This is a genomic window from Vibrio zhanjiangensis (assembly GCF_030161235.1).
Taxonomy (GTDB): domain Bacteria; phylum Pseudomonadota; class Gammaproteobacteria; order Enterobacterales; family Vibrionaceae; genus Vibrio; species Vibrio zhanjiangensis.
Genome location: NZ_BSPW01000082.1, coordinates 25,993 through 43,747 on the forward strand (window position 1 = coordinate 25,993; position 17,755 = coordinate 43,747).

The 17,755-nt window shown below is 41.9% G+C and carries 12 protein-coding genes; 8 read left to right on the forward strand and 4 right to left on the reverse strand.

Annotated elements, in window-relative coordinates; all coding sequences use genetic code 11:
• Positions 1-6: 6 nt before the first annotated feature.
• On the forward strand, positions 7-2,202 hold the full coding sequence (locus tag QQK21_RS17915; protein ID WP_284193546.1) for a sensor histidine kinase: 2,196 nt from the start codon (positions 7-9) through the stop codon (positions 2,200-2,202).
• Positions 2,203-2,257: 55 nt separating this feature from the next.
• On the opposite strand, the gene QQK21_RS17920 is transcribed toward QQK21_RS17915, so the two are convergent.
• Positions 2,258-3,892 (reverse strand): alanine/glycine:cation symporter family protein, encoded by a 1,635-nt coding sequence (locus QQK21_RS17920; RefSeq protein WP_284193547.1) that lies wholly within the window; start codon positions 3,890-3,892, stop codon positions 2,258-2,260.
• A 129-nt stretch (positions 3,893-4,021) separates the two neighbouring features.
• Between QQK21_RS17920 and pdxR the strand changes: the two genes are divergently transcribed.
• A complete protein-coding gene (gene pdxR / locus QQK21_RS17925) occupies positions 4,022-5,512 on the forward strand; it encodes a MocR-like pyridoxine biosynthesis transcription factor PdxR (protein ID WP_284193548.1) in 1,491 nt (496 codons plus the stop codon).
• On the opposite strand, the gene QQK21_RS17930 is transcribed toward pdxR, so the two are convergent.
• On the reverse strand, positions 5,496-6,878 hold the full coding sequence (locus QQK21_RS17930; protein ID WP_284193549.1) for an aminotransferase family protein: 1,383 nt from the start codon (positions 6,876-6,878) through the stop codon (positions 5,496-5,498). The two genes, pdxR and QQK21_RS17930, sit on opposite strands and share 17 nt — an antisense overlap.
• Positions 6,879-7,149: 271 nt before the next feature.
• Here QQK21_RS17930 and QQK21_RS17935 point away from each other — a divergent pair, with 271 nt between their 5' ends.
• The 4 genes from QQK21_RS17935 to QQK21_RS17950 all read left to right on the forward strand — a co-directional run bounded on the left by QQK21_RS17935 (position 7,150) and on the right by QQK21_RS17950 (position 10,794).
• On the forward strand, positions 7,150-7,905 hold the full coding sequence (locus QQK21_RS17935) for a sulfite exporter TauE/SafE family protein (RefSeq protein WP_284193550.1): 756 nt from the start codon (positions 7,150-7,152) through the stop codon (positions 7,903-7,905).
• Positions 7,906-7,922: 17 nt separating this feature from the next.
• Positions 7,923-9,293, forward strand: coding sequence for a sulfoacetaldehyde dehydrogenase SafD (safD, locus tag QQK21_RS17940; protein WP_284193551.1), 1,371 nt, complete (start codon positions 7,923-7,925; stop codon positions 9,291-9,293).
• Positions 9,294-9,423: 130 nt separating this feature from the next.
• Complete coding sequence (locus tag QQK21_RS17945; protein WP_284193552.1) at positions 9,424-9,795, forward strand: cupin domain-containing protein; 372 nt, start codon at positions 9,424-9,426, stop codon at positions 9,793-9,795.
• Between the two features lie 339 nt (positions 9,796-10,134).
• Positions 10,135-10,794 (forward strand): hypothetical protein, encoded by a 660-nt coding sequence (locus QQK21_RS17950; protein ID WP_284193553.1) that lies wholly within the window; start codon positions 10,135-10,137, stop codon positions 10,792-10,794.
• 67 nt (positions 10,795-10,861) lie between these two features.
• On the opposite strand, the gene QQK21_RS17955 is transcribed toward QQK21_RS17950, so the two are convergent.
• Positions 10,862-11,524, reverse strand: a complete 663-nt coding sequence (locus QQK21_RS17955; protein WP_284193554.1) for a DUF4360 domain-containing protein — start codon at positions 11,522-11,524, stop codon at positions 10,862-10,864.
• Between the two features lie 714 nt (positions 11,525-12,238).
• Here QQK21_RS17955 and QQK21_RS17960 point away from each other — a divergent pair.
• On the forward strand, positions 12,239-14,053 hold the full coding sequence (locus QQK21_RS17960) for a ricin-type beta-trefoil lectin domain protein (protein WP_284193555.1): 1,815 nt from the start codon (positions 12,239-12,241) through the stop codon (positions 14,051-14,053).
• 53 nt (positions 14,054-14,106) lie between these two features.
• Here the strand turns inward: QQK21_RS17960 and QQK21_RS17965 are convergent, their stop codons facing one another.
• Complete coding sequence (locus tag QQK21_RS17965) at positions 14,107-16,137, reverse strand: M4 family metallopeptidase (RefSeq protein ID WP_284193556.1); 2,031 nt, start codon at positions 16,135-16,137, stop codon at positions 14,107-14,109.
• 435 nt (positions 16,138-16,572) lie between these two features.
• Here QQK21_RS17965 and QQK21_RS17970 point away from each other — a divergent pair, with 435 nt between their 5' ends.
• Positions 16,573-17,706: an efflux RND transporter periplasmic adaptor subunit gene (locus QQK21_RS17970; RefSeq protein WP_284193557.1), complete on the forward strand. Its 1,134-nt coding sequence runs from the start codon at positions 16,573-16,575 to the stop codon at positions 17,704-17,706.
• The last annotated feature ends 49 nt before the right edge of the window (positions 17,707-17,755 follow it).

Below are 17,755 nucleotides of genomic sequence, written 5' to 3' on the forward strand. Positions count from 1 at the left end.
CGTTACATGACAGAATCTGAAAAGAATACTGACCAGATGAGTGCTGACGCTTTAATTCGTCGTCACAAACTTATGCTTTATGGTGCTCTTTTGTTAATCATATTTCTGACGCTAGGAAACGCTTTTTATATCAGTAAAGAAGTCCGCATTCAAGAAGTTGAGAAAATGGAACAAAAAGCGCTAGAAATTCTAGTGGCACTCAACAAAACACTATCTGTCTCTTTCGTTCATGTTGATAAAATGCAAAAGACCGTCGAAATTGCCTATCGTTTTCCTGAACTTATTCCTAGTCAATCCGCGGTTACGTTTCTCGAGCAAAAGACCGCCGGTTCAGTTCAAAACGCGCCTTGGGAAAACCTCCCAGACGAAATGAAACCAAAGCTTGGACAATTGTATGTGCGCTCAAATGTACGAGATTACTCTTTTGATGTACGGACCATATTAACCATAGTGCCTGAAATTGTTTCTACCCATGCTCAACACAAGGACTTCCAATGGAGTTATTACTATGATGGTGAGCAAGCACTGACATACTTATACCCTTGGTTAAGCTACAAAGATTTGCTTGTAGCGACCGAAACTAAGGATATGGACAAAGCGATTGATGTGATTTATCAAGCTGGTGGAACTTACCCACTTGAATTAGTAGGGCCGGATAAAAACTCACAGCGAGAATCTGTTTGGACGACGCCTTATTTGGATGCAGGTGGCAAGGGGATGATGGTTTCACTATTGGCACCCGTTTATGAACGAGACCGTTTCGTTGGTGCTGTCGGAACAGATATTACTCTAAAAGTGCTCGACAATATCCTAATTGAGCAGCCGATTGATGTGGCACGTTTGGTCATCGTCGATGAGCAGGGTTTAGTGGTTGCGGACAGTGGAGGGTCATTGATCAGTGCTAAGCAAGTGGTGAGGCAGGAAGGCATATTGGCCTTGGTTTCAATGGGTGTTGCTCATAAAGCCGAGCACGGAGTCCTTAATCAAACAGAGTTAGGCTATTGGAGCTCTTATTATTTGCCCAACACCCCGTGGAGGTTAGTTCTCGAAATTACAGAAGATAAGCTGAACGCACATATTTTGGAAGTGGTGACGCCACATTTATTGATGGCAACTATCTTTGCTGTTCTCCTATTATCTGCGGTTTTATACCAGCATTGGAATTTTAGTCAGCCAGCTATGCGCTTAGCTCGTTTTGTTGAAGGGTTACCCCATAATAAAGATCTCACTATTCCTCAAATACCAGAACGCTGGCACTACTGGTTTGAACGTGCAGCTTCAACTGAGAACGATCGTCGTGAGTATTTGGAGAAAATAAAGCAACAAACCATCGAGCTTGAACATAGGGTCGACGAGCGGACAGAAGAGCTACAAAAAGCCCTTGAGGTATTAAAAGCAACCCAAGAAGAGCTGGTCAGAACAGAGAAGCTTTCGGGCCTTGGGTCCTTGGTTGCTGGTGTGGCTCATGAGTTAAATACGCCAATCGGTAATGCCATTGTTGTCGCCAGTAGCCTCAAAGAGTTTAATCATGCATTTATAGAATCGACGAAAGAGGGACTCAGGCGATCGGCTCTTGATACATATATCGAACAAAGCGCTCAATCAGCAGATAGTATCGAACGTAATTTGAGGCGCGCTGCTGAGCTTATTTCGAGTTTTAAGCAAGTGGCGGTTGACCAATCTAGCTATCAGCGACGTAAGTTTGAGTTAGACGAGGTTTTGCATGAACTAAGGGTCACTATGTCACCGAGTTTGTCTCGAAGCAAAGTGACGCTGACAGAAGAATGTCCACAGGCCATTAATATGGACAGCTATCCAGGACCACTGACACAAATTTTGATGAATTTGTTATCAAATGCCTTGGTGCACGCCTTTACTGACCACAAGCATCGAACCATTGATATAAAGGGGCAGCAAGTAGAAAGTAATGCGGTTATTACGATCACTGATAACGGGCAGGGCATTGCACCAGAGCATATCAGCAAAGTCTTTGACCCATTCTTTACCACTCGCCTCGGTCAAGGAGGTTCCGGATTGGGTTTGAATATCGTTTACAACTTAGTGACTGACTTATTGGGAGGGGATATTAAAGTGAGCAGTGAACTCGGCCAAGGATGTTGTTTTACATTAACGTTACCGCTAATAGCCCCCGAAAAGCAGAACAGTGAAGAAATGACTGAATCCATAAAACAAGAGGTTTAGGTAGAGTGAGGCTAAATATGTGAGCCTATTATTGCAATAGGCCCTTTTATGCTAGCTAAGCACGCTTTGATTTGTATCCGGAGCGATGAACGATCCGATACCACAATTTACTACCATTCATATGTGTGTCGCTTTTTTGCTCGAGAAGACGATAGTTTACAATCTCTCCAAGCTTAATTCGGTTTAGATAGTCTTCGACCTCGCGTTTAACCAGTGGTGCAAATAAATACAAGCCAAGGACATTGGGCACTGCAATTAAAAATACCAAGGCATCAGAGAACTGAAGAACAGCATCAAGATGAATCATGCTGCCGAGAGCAACAAAGCTACAAAACATAAGTTTGAATAAAAGTTTTGAGTGGGGCTTTTCGCCGAAGAGATAAGTCCATCCTTTCAATCCATAATACGACCACGCAATAGTGGTGGAAAAGGCAAATAATAGAGCGGCAATAGCTAATGGGTACGGAGCCCACTCGATATGATGGGCAAACACGGCTGAGGTAAGCTCTATTCCGACAAGATCACTGTCAATTAGCCCTGTTGGATAGGCCGTTGAGATAACGACCAAAGCACTTAAAGTGCAGATAAACACAGTATCAATCAGCGGTTCGAACAGGGATACTAACCCTTCGGAAGCAGGCTCGTCGGTTTGTACCGCTGAGTGAGCAATGGATGATGAGCCTATTCCTGCTTCATTCGAAAAAACCGCCCTTTGAAATCCAACGATGATGGCGCCAATCGCGCCACCTGTGGCACTTTCAAGGGTAAAAGCGTGTGAGATTATGAGAGATATAGCATTAGGTAGGTGTTCTGCACTCATAGTTAGGATAACGCAGGCACAAACTACGTAAAGGACGGCCATGAATGGGACAAGCTTTGCTGTCACCCTTGCTATAGAGCTGATACCCCCAAGGATCACTAACGCAACTAAAACGGCCATTATCATTCCAAATAGCCAGCCTTTATCGGCAAAGAAGCTTTGGCTATCACCCGTGACAACAAGCAGCTGTGCGTACGCTTGGTTTGATTGAAACATATTACCAATGCCTAAGCATCCAATCACAAGTGCGAGAGCGTAAAAGCCGCCCAAACATTTACCTAGAGTCGGATAATTGCGGCTTTTTAAATAGTGTTCAAGGTAATACATCGGGCCTCCCGAGATACTACCATCTGGATTCACTTTACGATATTTAACCCCCAAGGTGCACTCGACTAACTTAGTCGACATGCTCAAAAAGCCAGCAACGATAAGCCAAAAGGTTGCCCCAGGACCGCCTATGGTAATCGCAACCGCAACCCCGCCAATATTACCTATCCCTACAGTACCCGATATGGCCGTGGCAACGGCTTGAAAATGAGAGATCTCTCCGGTGGCATTTGGATTGGTATAGTCACCACGGATCAGGCGAAATGCTGTCCCTAAACCCCGTAAATTAACCAAGTTTAGATAGAAGGTGAAAAACACCGCAGCGGTACTTAGCCAAAGTACAATGATAGGCACGGCATAGCCAAATACGCTGATTTTGTAGAATACAATTGAAGAAAGCTGTTGTGCGATAGGAGAAATAAATGAATCAACTTTTTGGTCAAAGTTAAGCGTTGAACTTGCGGCAAAAGGAGGAAAAAATAAGGTCGTTAATACTAACCAAGCGAGTGCCCGAAGACCGTGGTTAGGCGGATGTTTATGCATGACACAAAGTCCTACGTTGTTGAACGGCGTAAGACACATCATAGATAAAAGGTCGGATGACTATTAGAGCCAGAAGTGTGTTAAAAATGGGGCCAATACGTTAATAAGTTGTTGATAATAATAACAAATATGAAGCATCTATTTTATATGGAGTTTGGCAAAGGTACCAGCCTACAGACTCAAATTAAGAATATGATCACCACCAGTATTCTTGATGGACACATTCGTTCCGGCGAACTACTACCTTCGTGTCGAGAACTGGCAAAAGCGCTAGGAGTTTCTCGCAATACTGTGGTTCTAGCTTATGAGAAGTTAATTGAGGAAGGGTATGTCATTGCCAAAGAGAGAAAAGGATTCTTTGTTCACCATGCCTACGACGAAAATCTAGTAGCAAGTCACTCTTCTTTACCGTCAAGAGAAGCGGGTGTGAATTGGGACAACAAACTTAAACTTGTACCGTCTCGGCAACACCATTTACATAAACCGGATGCTTGGAAGCGTTGTGAATACCCATTTATTTATGGGCAACCTGACCCAGAATTTTTTCCTGTTAGAGAATGGCGAGAGTGTACTCAACGAGCGGCGCAGACTCTGCAGGCAAAAGAGTGGTTGCAAGATAGGGTTGATGAAGATGACCCATTGCTTATTGATCAGCTAAGAACTCGAATCCTTTCTCGACGAGGGGTTCGCTGTAACCAAAGTGAGATTTTGCTTACTGTTGGCACGCAACATTCACTCTATTTGCTGAGCCAATTACTTGGAGGCAATCAAACTTGCCTTGGCATAGAGACTCCCGGTTATCCCGATGTACGCCATATTTTTGAGCTTAACCAAACAAAACTTCGTGAATTGGACATAGATAAAGATGGGTTGGTCGTGAACCAAAAAATTGATGATTGTGACTATGTATTTGTAACCCCCAGTCATCAATCGCCCACTACGGTAACTATGCCTCTTGAGCGTCGCCTTAAGCTGTTGCAAAAAGCGGTTGACCATGACTTTGTGCTTATTGAAGATGATTATGAATGTGAGCTCAACTTCTATTCAGCACCAACACCAGCATTAAAGAGCTTAGATAACGAAGGAAGGGTAATTTATGTAGGTAGCTTATCGAAAACGTTAGCACCGGGTTTGCGAGTCGGCTATTTGGTTGGGCCAGAAGCCTTAATTCGGGAAGCTCGTGCATTGAGACGATTGATGATGCGTCATACTCCTGCCAATAACCAGCGTGCACTGGCTCTTTTTCTAGCGGGCGGCTATCACGATACATTAGTACATCGATTGAAGCTAAGATATGCTGAACGTTATGAATTACTAAAATCAGCCTTGATCGAGTTTTTACCTAATGTAGAGATAGCCCCATCATTGGGCGGAAGTGCGATATGGCTCAAAGGGCCTCATGGTTTAGACTGTGTTTGTTTACAAACACAAGCACTCAAATATGGTGTTTATATTGAGACTGGAATCCAGCACTTTCATCCGTTGGCCGATAAGAATTGTCAGGCAAATCGGCACTTTCGCTTAGGGTTTTCTTTGATCAAGACGGACCGTATTCGAGATGGGGTCCGTCTTTTATCTCAGGCTATGGAACAAGTACTTTTGCCTACAACGCTGGTGTGAGTAACTGCTCTTCGACTTCGGTGAGTGCTTTGTCGATTGCTTGTGCGATCAGGTCGATCTCATACTGCTGAGTGATAAGTGCAGGACTTAAACACAAGGTGTTATTCAGTGTCTGGAATGAGCGATTGGTTCTACCAATAATAACGCCGTGTTTTAGGCAGCTAGCTGCGACAGCTGCGCTTACACTTTCATCAACGGGCTGTTTGGTTTCTTTGTCTTTAACAAGCTCCAAGCCAACAAAGAGTCCTTTACCACGCACATCACCGACGATAGAATGCTTTTTCTTCAGCTCTAGCATTTTTGCTTTCAGGTATTCACCCTGTATATGCGCATTTTCAACCAAGTTTTCTCTTTCAATAATGTCGAGATTAGCAAGTGCAGCAACTGGGCCTGCAGTGCAACCACCGAAAGTAGAAATATCACGAAAATAATCCATACGGGATGTGGTGTCTTCATCATGAATCATTTGGTAGACGTGCTCAGTTGTCACAGTACATGAGATGGCGGCATAGCCCGATGCAACACCTTTCGCCATGGTGACAATGTCAGGTTGTATGCCATAGTGCTGATAACCAAACCACTTACCAGTGCGGCCCAGTCCACATACGACTTCATCAATATGCAGTAAAATATCATATTGGCGACATATTTCTTGTACACGTTGCCAGTAGCCAGCGGGTGGTTCAATAACGCCGCCTCCGGCTGTAATGGGTTCAAGGCAAATAGCGCCAACGGTATCAGGACCCTCTCTCAGTATTACTTTTTCAATTTCATTGGCTGCTTTGAAACCATAATCTTCCGTCTCGCCCCATTGAGAACGGTACTCGCAACAATGGGGGACACTAACAAAACCTGGGGCAAATGGCCCATATTGTTCGCGTCTCTCTTCTTGGCCTGTCGCGCTTAAGCAAGCGATGGTAGTGCCATGATAGTCGCGTTCGCGATAAAGTATCTTGTGCTTCTTACCACCATATTTTTTGGCAGCAATTTGTCTGACTAATTTAAACGCTTTTTCGTTGGCTTCTGAGCCCGAATTGGAGTAGTAAACTCGGCTAAGTCCTGGCATTTTCTCCAAAAGCTTTTCTGCAAAGAGTGTTGCAGGAAGGTTGCCAGCGGTTTGTGCAAAGTAATTCATTTTGACTAACTGATCACGTACCGCATTCGCGATTTCTTCACGACCGTAGCCCACATTGACACACCAAACCCCACCTGAGACCGCATCTAAGTATTGCTTACCATGGACATCCCAGACATACATCCCTTGACCTTTTTCTATCATCATAGGCGTAGCCTGGTGTGGCTTCATATGGTGCCAGACGTGTTCATTATTGCTGTTAACCAGAGATTGAATATCTAGGTCGTTCATCATCAGCTCCTTAAGATTACGACTTTTTAAAACGGTTTAATTTGATGTGTGGTGAATGAACCATTAGGTCTGGTTAACTCACCACTTGCTTAGTTAAGCTGTGCGCATAGAGATAAAGTTTACAGACCTATGTGACGAGGTGAGTAGAGCCAGATATAAACAGGTTTTAAGTCCAGTTCTGGTACCAAAAAAAATGTTCATTGGCTCTACGCTTGATGGGTTAGCTCACCTACATTAATGGCTCTATTTATGGCAGGGTATTAAACAAGCAATGGATGTCATTTCTCTCTCAACCACAACACTATCCTTATCGATTTTGGTGGTGGTTTTGGCTTCTGTGCTATCGAGTTTGACTGGAAGTGCTGGTGGTGTTTTGATGTTCACTGGCATGAGTGTATTCATTCCCGTGAGGCCGTTGATTGCAATTCATGCGTCCATTCAGGTTGTGGGAAATGGAATTCGAGCTTGGTTACTGCGTGGTGAAATATCTGCCAAAATGTGCATACCATTTTGCTTTGGTGCTTTGATAGGAGCAGCATTGACAACTCGTTTGCTTGTTGAGTTAGTGAGTGACCTATTTGCTCTATACCTACTACTCATGTTGATTGCTTATACTCTATTTAAACCCAAAAAGTTGCCGATGTTAAAGATTAAGGACAGGAGCTTTTTTTGGGTAGGGTTGGCTGCGGGAAGCTTAGGAATTATTGCGGGTGCAGTTGACCCATTACTTACTGCATTTTTTATGCGTGATGATTTGTCAAAGGAAAGTATTGTTGCCAATAAGTCTATCATGCAGCTTTTTGTCCACTTAACTAAAATTCCGGCATTTCTCTACCTTGGTTTTTCATTCTCTGACAATGCAGGGCTGATTGTAATTTTTGCTCTGGCTGCTTTTTTAGCAACAAAGCTAGGAGTGTTTCTACTGACTAAGGTAAACACTGCCTTATTTTTACGTTTGATGTGGTGGGCGCTGTTCATTTCTGGTGGACAGCTAACCTATCAAATTATCACCATCCACCTTAACTAGAATAATAGGAAAGACTCATGACATTGGCTTATCAGGTAAAAAATCCTTATACACAAGAGAGCATTGGTCAATTTCACTTTAGTTCAAAAGAAGAAATTGAAAATTGTCTTGCCACCCTACAGGATGGACGCAAAGTACAGTCGACTCTAAGGGCTTTTCAGCGTTCTGATATTTTGCGTAAATTAGCGGGTTTATTAGAAACTCATGCTGAATCCTTAGCATCAATGATAACGCAAGAAACAGGCAAAACGATTGCAGATAGCCGAGTCGAGTTGACCCGTGCGATTAATACAACAATTGCTTGTAGTGAAGAGGCTAGGCAAATCCAAGGTGAAGTGTTGGACTCTGATGCTTACGCGCCGGCTAGAGGTAAGACAGGCGTTGTGCGCTTTGCACCAATTGGTACAGTGTTATGTATTACACCTTTTAACTTCCCGATTAATATAGCAATGCACAAAATCGGGCCAGCTTTTGCTGCCGGTAATCGGGTTATTTTTAAGCCAGCACCGATTAACCATGGTTCAGCTGCAAAGTTGGTCGAGCTTTGCTATGAAGCCGGTATCCCGAAAGAAGTGCTGCAGCTTCTTGTGCCTGATATTGATCAAATGGGCGGCTTAGTGAGTCATCCTGAGGTCAATGCCATTAATTTTACTGGTGGTCACCCAGCCGCCGAAGCTATCGCTGCACATGCTGGCTATAAAAAAATGCTGTTTGAATTGGGAGGCAGCGATCCACTTATTGTCATGCCAGATGCTGACCTTAGTGCAGCAGTAAATGCCGCCATTCAACAGCGTTTTGCGACGGCTGGTCAGCGTTGCACCGCTGCAAAACGTCTGTTTGTACACCAAGATGTATATAGTGAGTTCCGCGATTTGTTGGTTAAGACTAGCAGTGAGCTTGTTGTGGGTGACCCTGCTAAAGAAGAGACTTTTGTCGGGCCGCTTGTTAACGAGCAATCAGCGATAAAAATAAAAGACGTAATTGATCAAAGTGTGAAACTGGGAGCTGACATTGCTCTTGGTGGGCAAAGAGAAGGAAATATCGTATTCCCTACCATATTGGAGAATGTGCCAGACGATAGCCCAGTCATGACAGAGGAAGTCTTTGGTCCTGTGATCCCACTGCGTAAGTTTGAGTCTATCGATGAGATTATTCCTGTGATTAATCGCAGTGATTATGGCTTGCAGGCTGGAGTATTTACCCATGACTTAAGAACGATTCATAGACTGTTTGATGAGTTAGATGTCGGCACTCTTGCCACTAACGATGGCCCAGGGTTTAGGGCTGAGCATTTTCCATTTGGCGGTGTTAAACACAGCGGTATTGGTCGAGAAGGCATCAAATATGCGATAAGAGAAATGTCTGTTACCAAAACACTGGTTATTTAATATTCCTATATGTGGCTTTACATGTATCCTTTTGAGTTTACTAACAACTCAGGAATTAATATCATTTTTCCTTGTAAATTAATTTAGATAGAATTGTATTCTATCATTTAATATATAGATAAGGGACAATATGATAACAATAAAACCATTTAATGTGATTGGTTCTGATGAACGAGGTGAAACTAGAACTTTTGAAGTCAAAGATTATGGAAAATTTATCTATATTACACGTAAAAAGGGTGCAATATGTGGTAATACTTACCACAAGGGATTAAATGAAGGGACTCGACTCAAAACGTTTGTCTTGTTACAAGGTGAGGTTACAGTTAATTATCGCCATATTGATGCTCAAGTGCCACAAAGTACTCGAGTTGTGGCTCCATCAATCATTGAAGTAGAGCCATTTGTTATACATAACATGTACATAGAAAGTGATGTCATCATCTTAGAAAATAATTCTATCCAGGATATTCAAGAAGATGTGATTAGAGAAGCTGTTTAATCAATAGCTATTTAATCAAAAAATTGCTGAGCCAAATTAGCTGACCCATACATCATTAATTATGTATGGGTTAACTTTTAAAGGTGATATTGCTTCATGTTATCATAATGTATTTAAATTAAATTTCTAATTTTGGCGTTATTGATGCATATGATTTTATCTGCGAGGTGATTTTTTATTTTATCTTGACATTGAAGATTGATAAATAATGACAGCTTTTATTGAATAAAATGTTTTTATAAATAAATACTTTTTTGTTAAATATCACAAAGTTAAAAGTAGCCTCTATTGAATATGTTTTTTGTACGGTAATTTGTCGGCGAATTATAAGAGGACATAATGATGAAAACTCAATTAGCAACCGTTTGCTTTTTTACTTGCTTAGCTGCCCAAGTACAAGCAGAAAACCCTCAGGTTATAACAGATAGTTCTCCTGAAGGAGTATTTAACAAGTTTGTATCGGCAAACCAGACGCGTGATACTATGGAACAAAATGGTTATACTTTGCATCGTTGCGGTGTTGAGTCTATTCGACAAAGTGCGCCGGTTCAGCAACAAACTGATGTTCCACATAGCCAATTCCAATGTTTCTACTCTAAACCGGGACCACTCCCAACGGATGAGTCAGAGCTTGCATACTGGCATTTGAACGTGCTCTATAGTCACGATACTGGCTTATACAGGTCAGGCAACGAGTATACCGATTATTATCAAGTGAATGTTTATACTCACAAACCTGCTTATTTGCTTGATGCTGGTCCGCATTATTATAAGCAAAGAGCGCGTTTACAGTCACAAGGAATGACTATCGGTGAATGTAACTTACAACAAATTTATTATTTCATGAAGCCGCAGGAGGCAACCTACCTTTCGCATGTTGCAACCTGTCCAGTTTATGGCTCTGAAGGTGAAGTGTCCGGTAATATCCAAATTGATATTAACTACACATCAGCAAATATGGGATACAGTGAAAGACAAGTAACGTTTAATTCTCTTTAAATATCACTTTTTATTAGTTACGAATTTGGGGGCTATCTGCCCCCAAAATTATTGATGTGTTGCAAATTTAGATTCTTTCTCTAGAAGGTCCAACATCACCACACTTTCTAAACATCAATCCATAGCTGTGAGTCAGCTTTCCATCTATGGTGTCTAGTGTGATTAGGCCACTTTTTTGGCTATCACGGCGATTGTCTACCTTGATTTCTGATTTAATGACGACAGGTTCTGTGGCATTGCATGAAGACCAAACTAAGCTTTGTAACCCAAGACGGTCACTGATCTGGTAGTTTTCTGAAATAGGTCCTGAAAATGCTGAGCTCAATCTGGCTTCTTGGCGTTCACCTGCAAAGAAATAAGTAGAGGTTTGTTGTGCCATGACATGTTCGTCAAGATCGGCATATCCACGATAGTTAACGTCTGCAAATGTAAACGCATATCCATTTGGAATTCCAAGAACAGCAGTTATTTGACAGTTTTTACGATTTTCTCGTCTTGAAATATCTGGCCCTGCTTCCGCTATATACTCGTCAAAGCCAAGGACAAAGGACTTTCCATCGGGTGCGATTGTTGAAGAGACTGTTCCGAATGGGCAGCCTGTGCCTGAGCTTTGTAAGCTTTTGATGGTCACTTGAGAAGGGTCAAGTTGGGCAAGCTCAACTTCAGCCAATACATTGGTTGCCAATAGTGTGCTGGAGGCGGCTAATAATGTGGAAATAGACAATTTCATTTTCAATTTAACTCCCTTATATTGATATTGCTATTGCTAAAGTTCTTTTAATTCAATAGCTTAAATTAGAGTCTCTAGACTAATTGAAAGTGACATAAAAATCTTTCGTTTCATGGTTGAAAATTTTATTTTTTCACAAAATGAGGCTATAAACTCGTTTTTCCGCCAAGTAACTTACTCAAGTGATTTATTACATGAAAAAAAGATATAAGTCTTCGCTGTGTTAATTTTGTTCACTTATATCCAGAAATTGGCAAGTAATATATGTCTAAATTAAATGGCTTAATTTTGGGGACTGACATAGGTTAACTGACTAAATATGCGGTAATTAATATGACTTTTTCCAAGTATGAGCTAGTACACGTTATGATTACGATAACGTTACCGTTAGTAAAAAATAAGCAATAAGTGTGATAAGGGTAGGTTTTATTGCGTCATTTATATTTACTTTTGCAATTTAAATAATGAGCTTTGGCTAAATTAATATTCTTTTTTTTAATATTTTTTCTTTTTAAATCAATGGTTTGAAAGTTTTTATTTATAAATAAACCCTAGATTACTAGGAGTGTTTTTTGCTAGATTCACTCACGCTTTCAGTAATTAATGCTAGTTTTAGATTGATTTGATGAATGTTTGTATTCAATCTACTCGCCGGCAAAGTTGGAATGTCTAAACAACTTTTTTGTGCTAAATCTGATGGAGTAGAATATTAAAATGAAAAAGATAATTACATTATTGTCTGTTTCCGTGCCTCTTGCTGCGATTGCGGATGATGCGAAAATAGAGCAGTTCATGAAAGCGTTTCATGAAAACCCCCAAGAAGTGATGGATATGTTGCCTGCGAAAGAAGGTGACGAGTATCGAACCATGAACGCGGACGAAATCGAACGGTTCAGAAATGAGATGCGCGATTCAGTAATAGAGAGATCTCAGCCCGTTCCGACTCCTTTCTTCGCACCAAACTTAGGCAATGATAACCCAGCTCGGTTAGTGGATGCAGGTAATGCGCTTATTCGTAACCTAGCAGAGTTAGATGATGCAGCGCCTGACTCGAAAAATTTGTCAGTCCAGCCTTGGTCAGACACCTATTGGCCCCTTTACTCAGGTGCAGCGGCGTGGCGATACGCAGACAGAGAACTTTATGCGTCCGATTGGCAAGAATACTATGATTTTTCGCACACGATTAAGCCCGTCGATAGCTACTCGAATGAACAACGTCATTTGCTTTCACCAACAGAAAAGTATGACTTATTAGTTGGAGACAACAATTTCACGCTAACCAAACTTTCTTGGGAGTCAGGCAAAAGTTACTACGATTCTCAAGGCAGAGTAGAGCGTTGGATGGGATTGTGTCATGGCTGGGCAGCAGCAGCTTATATGCTTCCTCGTCCAGAAAAATCCATTAATGTACCTGATGCAAATGGTGAAATGCTGAAGTTCTACCCGTCAGATATTAAAGCTTTAGGTACCTTATTGTGGGCAGGTGCCCCATTTAACACGCGATTTATTGGCGGTCGATGCAACATTAAAGATCCTGAGAAAGATGAGAATGGTCGAGTAATTGAACAAGATTGTGTGGATAACAACCCAGCTAGCTGGCACTTGTCGGTACTTAACCAGATCGGTATTACTGGTCGCAGCATGATTATGGATGCTACCTATGATTACCAAGTATGGAACCAACCCATCTTGGGCTACAAGGTGAAATACTTTAACCCAGAAAATAATCACACATCAAATGATCCGGCAGACGTTACTATTGCGATGGGAGACTACACAAAAGATAAGTTTACTAAATATCGTTCATCACGTGCAGTATCGGTAGTGGGTGTAGAAATGGTTGTTGACTATATGGTTGAAACCAATCCGACGCACAGAGAGTACGATCAGCCAAGACTAGATGGGGTATCACGTGTCAGATATTACTATGATCTAGAATTGGATTCGGCAGGTAATGTTATCGGTGGTGAGTGGTATCAGAACCGCCATCCTGACTTTTTGTGGACACCGACTCCTGAAGCAGTTGCCAAATCGTATTACGACGGTAGAGGCAGTTGGGACGTAACTCAATCTATACCAGACAGCTGGAAAACTCAGGCACCAAGAGCATCGCGTCATACTCAGCCTATGACATCGATCGTCTCTGCACTGTTTGAAGCATCTTCAAATACCGAAAAGCCTGCAGAAGATTGGAAGCAAATTGTGACGCAGAGTAACCAGTGTCTAGACGTTGAAAACAGCTCAGGTTCGGCAGGTGCAAAAGTGTACGGTTGGAGCTGTCATACCGGTGATAACCAGCATTGGCAATTGACTTCTGCTGGCAAACTGATTAGCAAAGCATCGCCAGGTATGTGCCTTGATCAAACGGGTCGCAACATCACAATGGAAGAGTGTAATGAGCGTCCAAACCAGAAATGGCGTTTTGAAAATGGCCAGCTTAAGAATGCAGTCGATAATGCACTGAGATGGAACCCAAATACTTGGCTTGTGGAAGCTGATGTCAATGGTAGTCAATGGGTTTGGAAATAATTTTATAAACTCACAGTAAATAAAATGGAGCTCTGTTGAGCTCCATTGTTTCACTAATAACAAGTCCCTTCAAACGACCAATACCAGTAGTAATTATATGGGTCTACTCCCCAGTTATCTTGGATGGCTGAAAAGCGATTTCCATAATACTGAACTTGCGTACCCGCAGAATAGTAATCATTTGGTGACCATTCATTCAACGTTGCACAATTATCTTGTGGTTGTGGTTGTGGTTGTGGTTGTGGTTGTGGGTCTGGTTCTACTTCGTCAAGATAGGCACTGACTCCGACGTAGGCTTCGGATGAACCTACTGCCCCTTTGACCATAATGTAGATATCTGCTTGCCCAACACCACTAAAGCCACAATATTCGCCATTGTCTGGATTGGTTGATGCACAGTCATGATCGCTCAGGGAAGCAGGTCTATCGATTGCAACATACATATCAACGTTACCGTAACCATTGTAGGTTTGAACCCAAATGTCCTGACTTGGGGCATTCTTTAATACAAAATGCTGTTCGTCGTTACCATTTGAGTCAATAGGTGTAGGCATATTGATCGCCAAGTTGACAATGCCTGGCGTTGGCGTTGGCGTTGGATTAGGCTGGTTGGAAGTACAGTTTGTTACCTGCACACCGACTTGCGCGAAGGCATTATAGACGGCCGAACTTTCATAACCGAGTTTCTCGGCGGCTTTACACACCCCTTTAGCACCTTCTTGAAAATTGGAATTGGCTCTCCAGTACAACTGGTTGGCAGTCGCATAGGCAATAAAAGCCTTTTTGATATCCCAATTAGGACTGGTCGCCAAATGATAAAAAGCTTTATTGAAGATTCCAGAGCTGTGATGTACATCAATGCCGTTGTAGTATTGGTTGATATGGTCGATTGAAATTCCGTCTTTACTAGGCTGAATGAAATATCGCATGGCGTCGGAATATTTCATTACATGTTCGCCCATTTTCCAATTAAAACTGCCGTTGACATATTGGCTGAGTGCCGCCGCTGCAACATCCGAAAATGACTCGTTCATGCCTCCAGACATGCCACGATATTCAAGGCCAGAATTTTGTTCTGTAAAACCATGACTAACCTCGTGAGCGATAACATCCCAAGTCGCAAGTGGATACATTGACTGATCACCATCACCAAATGTCATTTGGCGTCCATCCCAAAAGGCGTTGCCGTAGTCTTGACCATAGTGCACTCGCATCGTCAATTTTTGTTGAATTGGTTTGGTGTTTAGCCAATCCATATACATATCGAAAACACGTTGGCCGAAGTATTGCGCATCATTCATTGGTGCATAGGCTCCATTTACAGGTCGCTGACTGTTGGTGCCACAATTAAATTGATGAACTTGACCACCATAGCTTTGGTTTTTCATATCAATCGTTTTGACGTTTTTGCTGTCCATTTGACAGTATTGATTGACCTCAAAACCACCGTAATGTGTGGTAGGACTGAAATAATATCGGCCGCTTTTTTGGTTACCTCCTGGGCCTTCAGCTTCAATAAATGCAAGGCCTTCCCATCTATCCAGTATTTCACCCGTTTTAGCGTCAACTAATGTGATAGGTCTGGTGGGGGACATGCCTTTTACTTGCACAAGATCCACTTTATAGACCAAGTGAGCAACTTGTTGTGAATCTTGCCAAATCATTAAATTGGCTCTTTGTTCACCTATAGATTGAAAGGTAAAGCCTTTATTAGACTCTTTTACTAACTCTATGGCTTGGCTAGCATTGAACATTGGTAGCGTGGAGCCAATATCTGTATCAATTCCTGTAAGAATCTGTCCATCAATAGGAGTAATGTCACCTTGATCTGATATTTGAGCGACAATGGATTGACCATAGACTGGAACACCGAAGTGCAGTTGCTGCTTGCGCAAAAGGGTATTGGTCCCTGCTTGTACGTGATTGACTTCTTGGTATGCCAACGGTTGGGTAGCAGGAGAATAATTCTTAGATGTGGATTGATTAAGTATATGAGAAAGATCGACCTGCGAGTAATCAACAATGTTTGCTGCTTGCGAACCGAATGCTATCGGTAGCAAGAGAAGTAAATTAACAGTACGCATACTTCACCTTTGTTTTTATTTCAGTTAGTTGAGGGTAAAAAGTGCGTATCCAGAGTAGTGATCATTTAAAATAAAAATAACTGCAATTAATTTTATATGTGCTTCCCGTTCAAAATGCTTATATATTATTTCCATGAATGAGATATTGGTTCGAAGATAGATATTTACTATTTATATTTGTCTATTATTCACACGTTAACTTATTGTTATTTATGTTTCTAATTTAAGTTTTTACTGGTCATATAAAGTGCTTAATTAAGCTGGAAAACAGTAATCTTGAAACTATTTGCCACTACGAAGAAATCAAACAGCGTAAAAAGTCTGTTAATAAATACTCATTGCTATGCCTATGTAATACGTTAATAGGTATTATGGCTGAACTAATAAATGAGCAAGTAGTCTGATGGCTACATATACAATTAATGGACGTAAAACATGGCTAAGTCTTGGCTGATATCAATTGCAGGTGTTGTATTTCTGAGCGGCGGTATTTTGGTTTATGTAAAGTCTTCTGGGCAACAGGAAACATTCCCTACATTGAACGTAGTAACAGGTACCATTGAAAAACAGGCCATTGCTGTAGGAAAAATAGTGCCTTCACATGCGATCTCAATTAAATCTCCAATTGAAGGTATCGTCGGGGAAATTTACGTTCAAGTCGGACAAAATGTTAACCAAGGTCAACCCTTGGTTAAAGTGAGCCCAAATCCAACGCCTCAAGAGCTTACTGATGCGTCTACAGAATTGATGCGCAGCGAGGCTGAGCTGGAATCGGCCAAACAAAAACTGGCAAACCTTGATGAGTTATTAAGCCAGGGCGTGATTCCAAGTAATTATGATGAGTATGTCAGCGCTCGCTCTGAAGTAAAGTCTGCCAATGCAGATGTATTACAAAAACGTCAAAACTTAGAGTTGATTCAAAGTGGTGAAGCACTGATAGGAGATAAGCATTTAACCTCAACCATTTTGGCTCCGATAAATGGTACGGTTTTGAATCGGAAGGTGGAGGTCGGGGAGCCGATTATATCGACAGCATCTAGTCAAGCCGCCACTGAAATCATGTCTCTTGCTGACATGAATAGTTTGATATTCAAAGGCAGTGTAAGTGAACACGATGCTGCGCAGCTCACCGCAGGCATGCCTGTAATACTGTCAGTTGCTCCCTATCCAGAGCTGGAGATTAAAGGTGTGTTGACCAAGGTTGCCATTCAGTCAGAAAAACTCAATTCCCCCGATGCTACAGATACGTCTAAGAGTTTTGATAATGGTTTTGAAATAGAAGTGGGGGAGCTCCAGATACCTGAAAATGTAATTTTGCGTTCAGGCTTTTCATCCTCAGCAAAAATCACTCTGAAAAAGGCTCAGGACGTATTGACCCTACCAGAAAGGGCACTGAAATTTGAAGGTTCTACACCAAACGTTTTAATTCGAGACAACTCAGATCAAGGCTTTCATCAGCAGAAAGTTGTGTTGGGTTTATCGGATGGAATCAATGTCGAGGTGCTTGAGGGTGTGAGCTTGAACGAAGAGATTATCGATAACAGCATGCTGGGGCGAAACCATGGCTAATCGATTTTTTTTCAACCGAGTAAGCATTCTATTCGTACTGACATTCAGT

Excerpts from the sequence above, each read along its gene's own strand:
- QQK21_RS17915 (WP_284193546.1), top strand. The coding sequence starts at position 7 with ATGACAGAATCTGAAAAGAATACTGACCAGATGAGTGCTGACGCTTTA.
- QQK21_RS17920 (WP_284193547.1), bottom strand. The coding sequence starts at position 3,892 with ATGCATAAACATCCGCCTAACCACGGTCTTCGGGCACTCGCTTGGTTA.
- pdxR (WP_284193548.1), top strand. The coding sequence starts at position 4,022 with ATGAAGCATCTATTTTATATGGAGTTTGGCAAAGGTACCAGCCTACAG.
- QQK21_RS17930 (WP_284193549.1), bottom strand. The coding sequence starts at position 6,878 with ATGAACGACCTAGATATTCAATCTCTGGTTAACAGCAATAATGAACAC.
- QQK21_RS17935 (WP_284193550.1), top strand. The coding sequence starts at position 7,150 with ATGGATGTCATTTCTCTCTCAACCACAACACTATCCTTATCGATTTTG.
- safD (WP_284193551.1), top strand. The coding sequence starts at position 7,923 with ATGACATTGGCTTATCAGGTAAAAAATCCTTATACACAAGAGAGCATT.
- QQK21_RS17945 (WP_284193552.1), top strand. The coding sequence starts at position 9,424 with ATGATAACAATAAAACCATTTAATGTGATTGGTTCTGATGAACGAGGT.
- QQK21_RS17950 (WP_284193553.1), top strand. The coding sequence starts at position 10,135 with ATGATGAAAACTCAATTAGCAACCGTTTGCTTTTTTACTTGCTTAGCT.
- QQK21_RS17955 (WP_284193554.1), bottom strand. The coding sequence starts at position 11,524 with ATGAAATTGTCTATTTCCACATTATTAGCCGCCTCCAGCACACTATTG.
- QQK21_RS17960 (WP_284193555.1), top strand. The coding sequence starts at position 12,239 with ATGAAAAAGATAATTACATTATTGTCTGTTTCCGTGCCTCTTGCTGCG.
- QQK21_RS17965 (WP_284193556.1), bottom strand. The coding sequence starts at position 16,137 with ATGCGTACTGTTAATTTACTTCTCTTGCTACCGATAGCATTCGGTTCG.
- QQK21_RS17970 (WP_284193557.1), top strand. The coding sequence starts at position 16,573 with ATGGCTAAGTCTTGGCTGATATCAATTGCAGGTGTTGTATTTCTGAGC.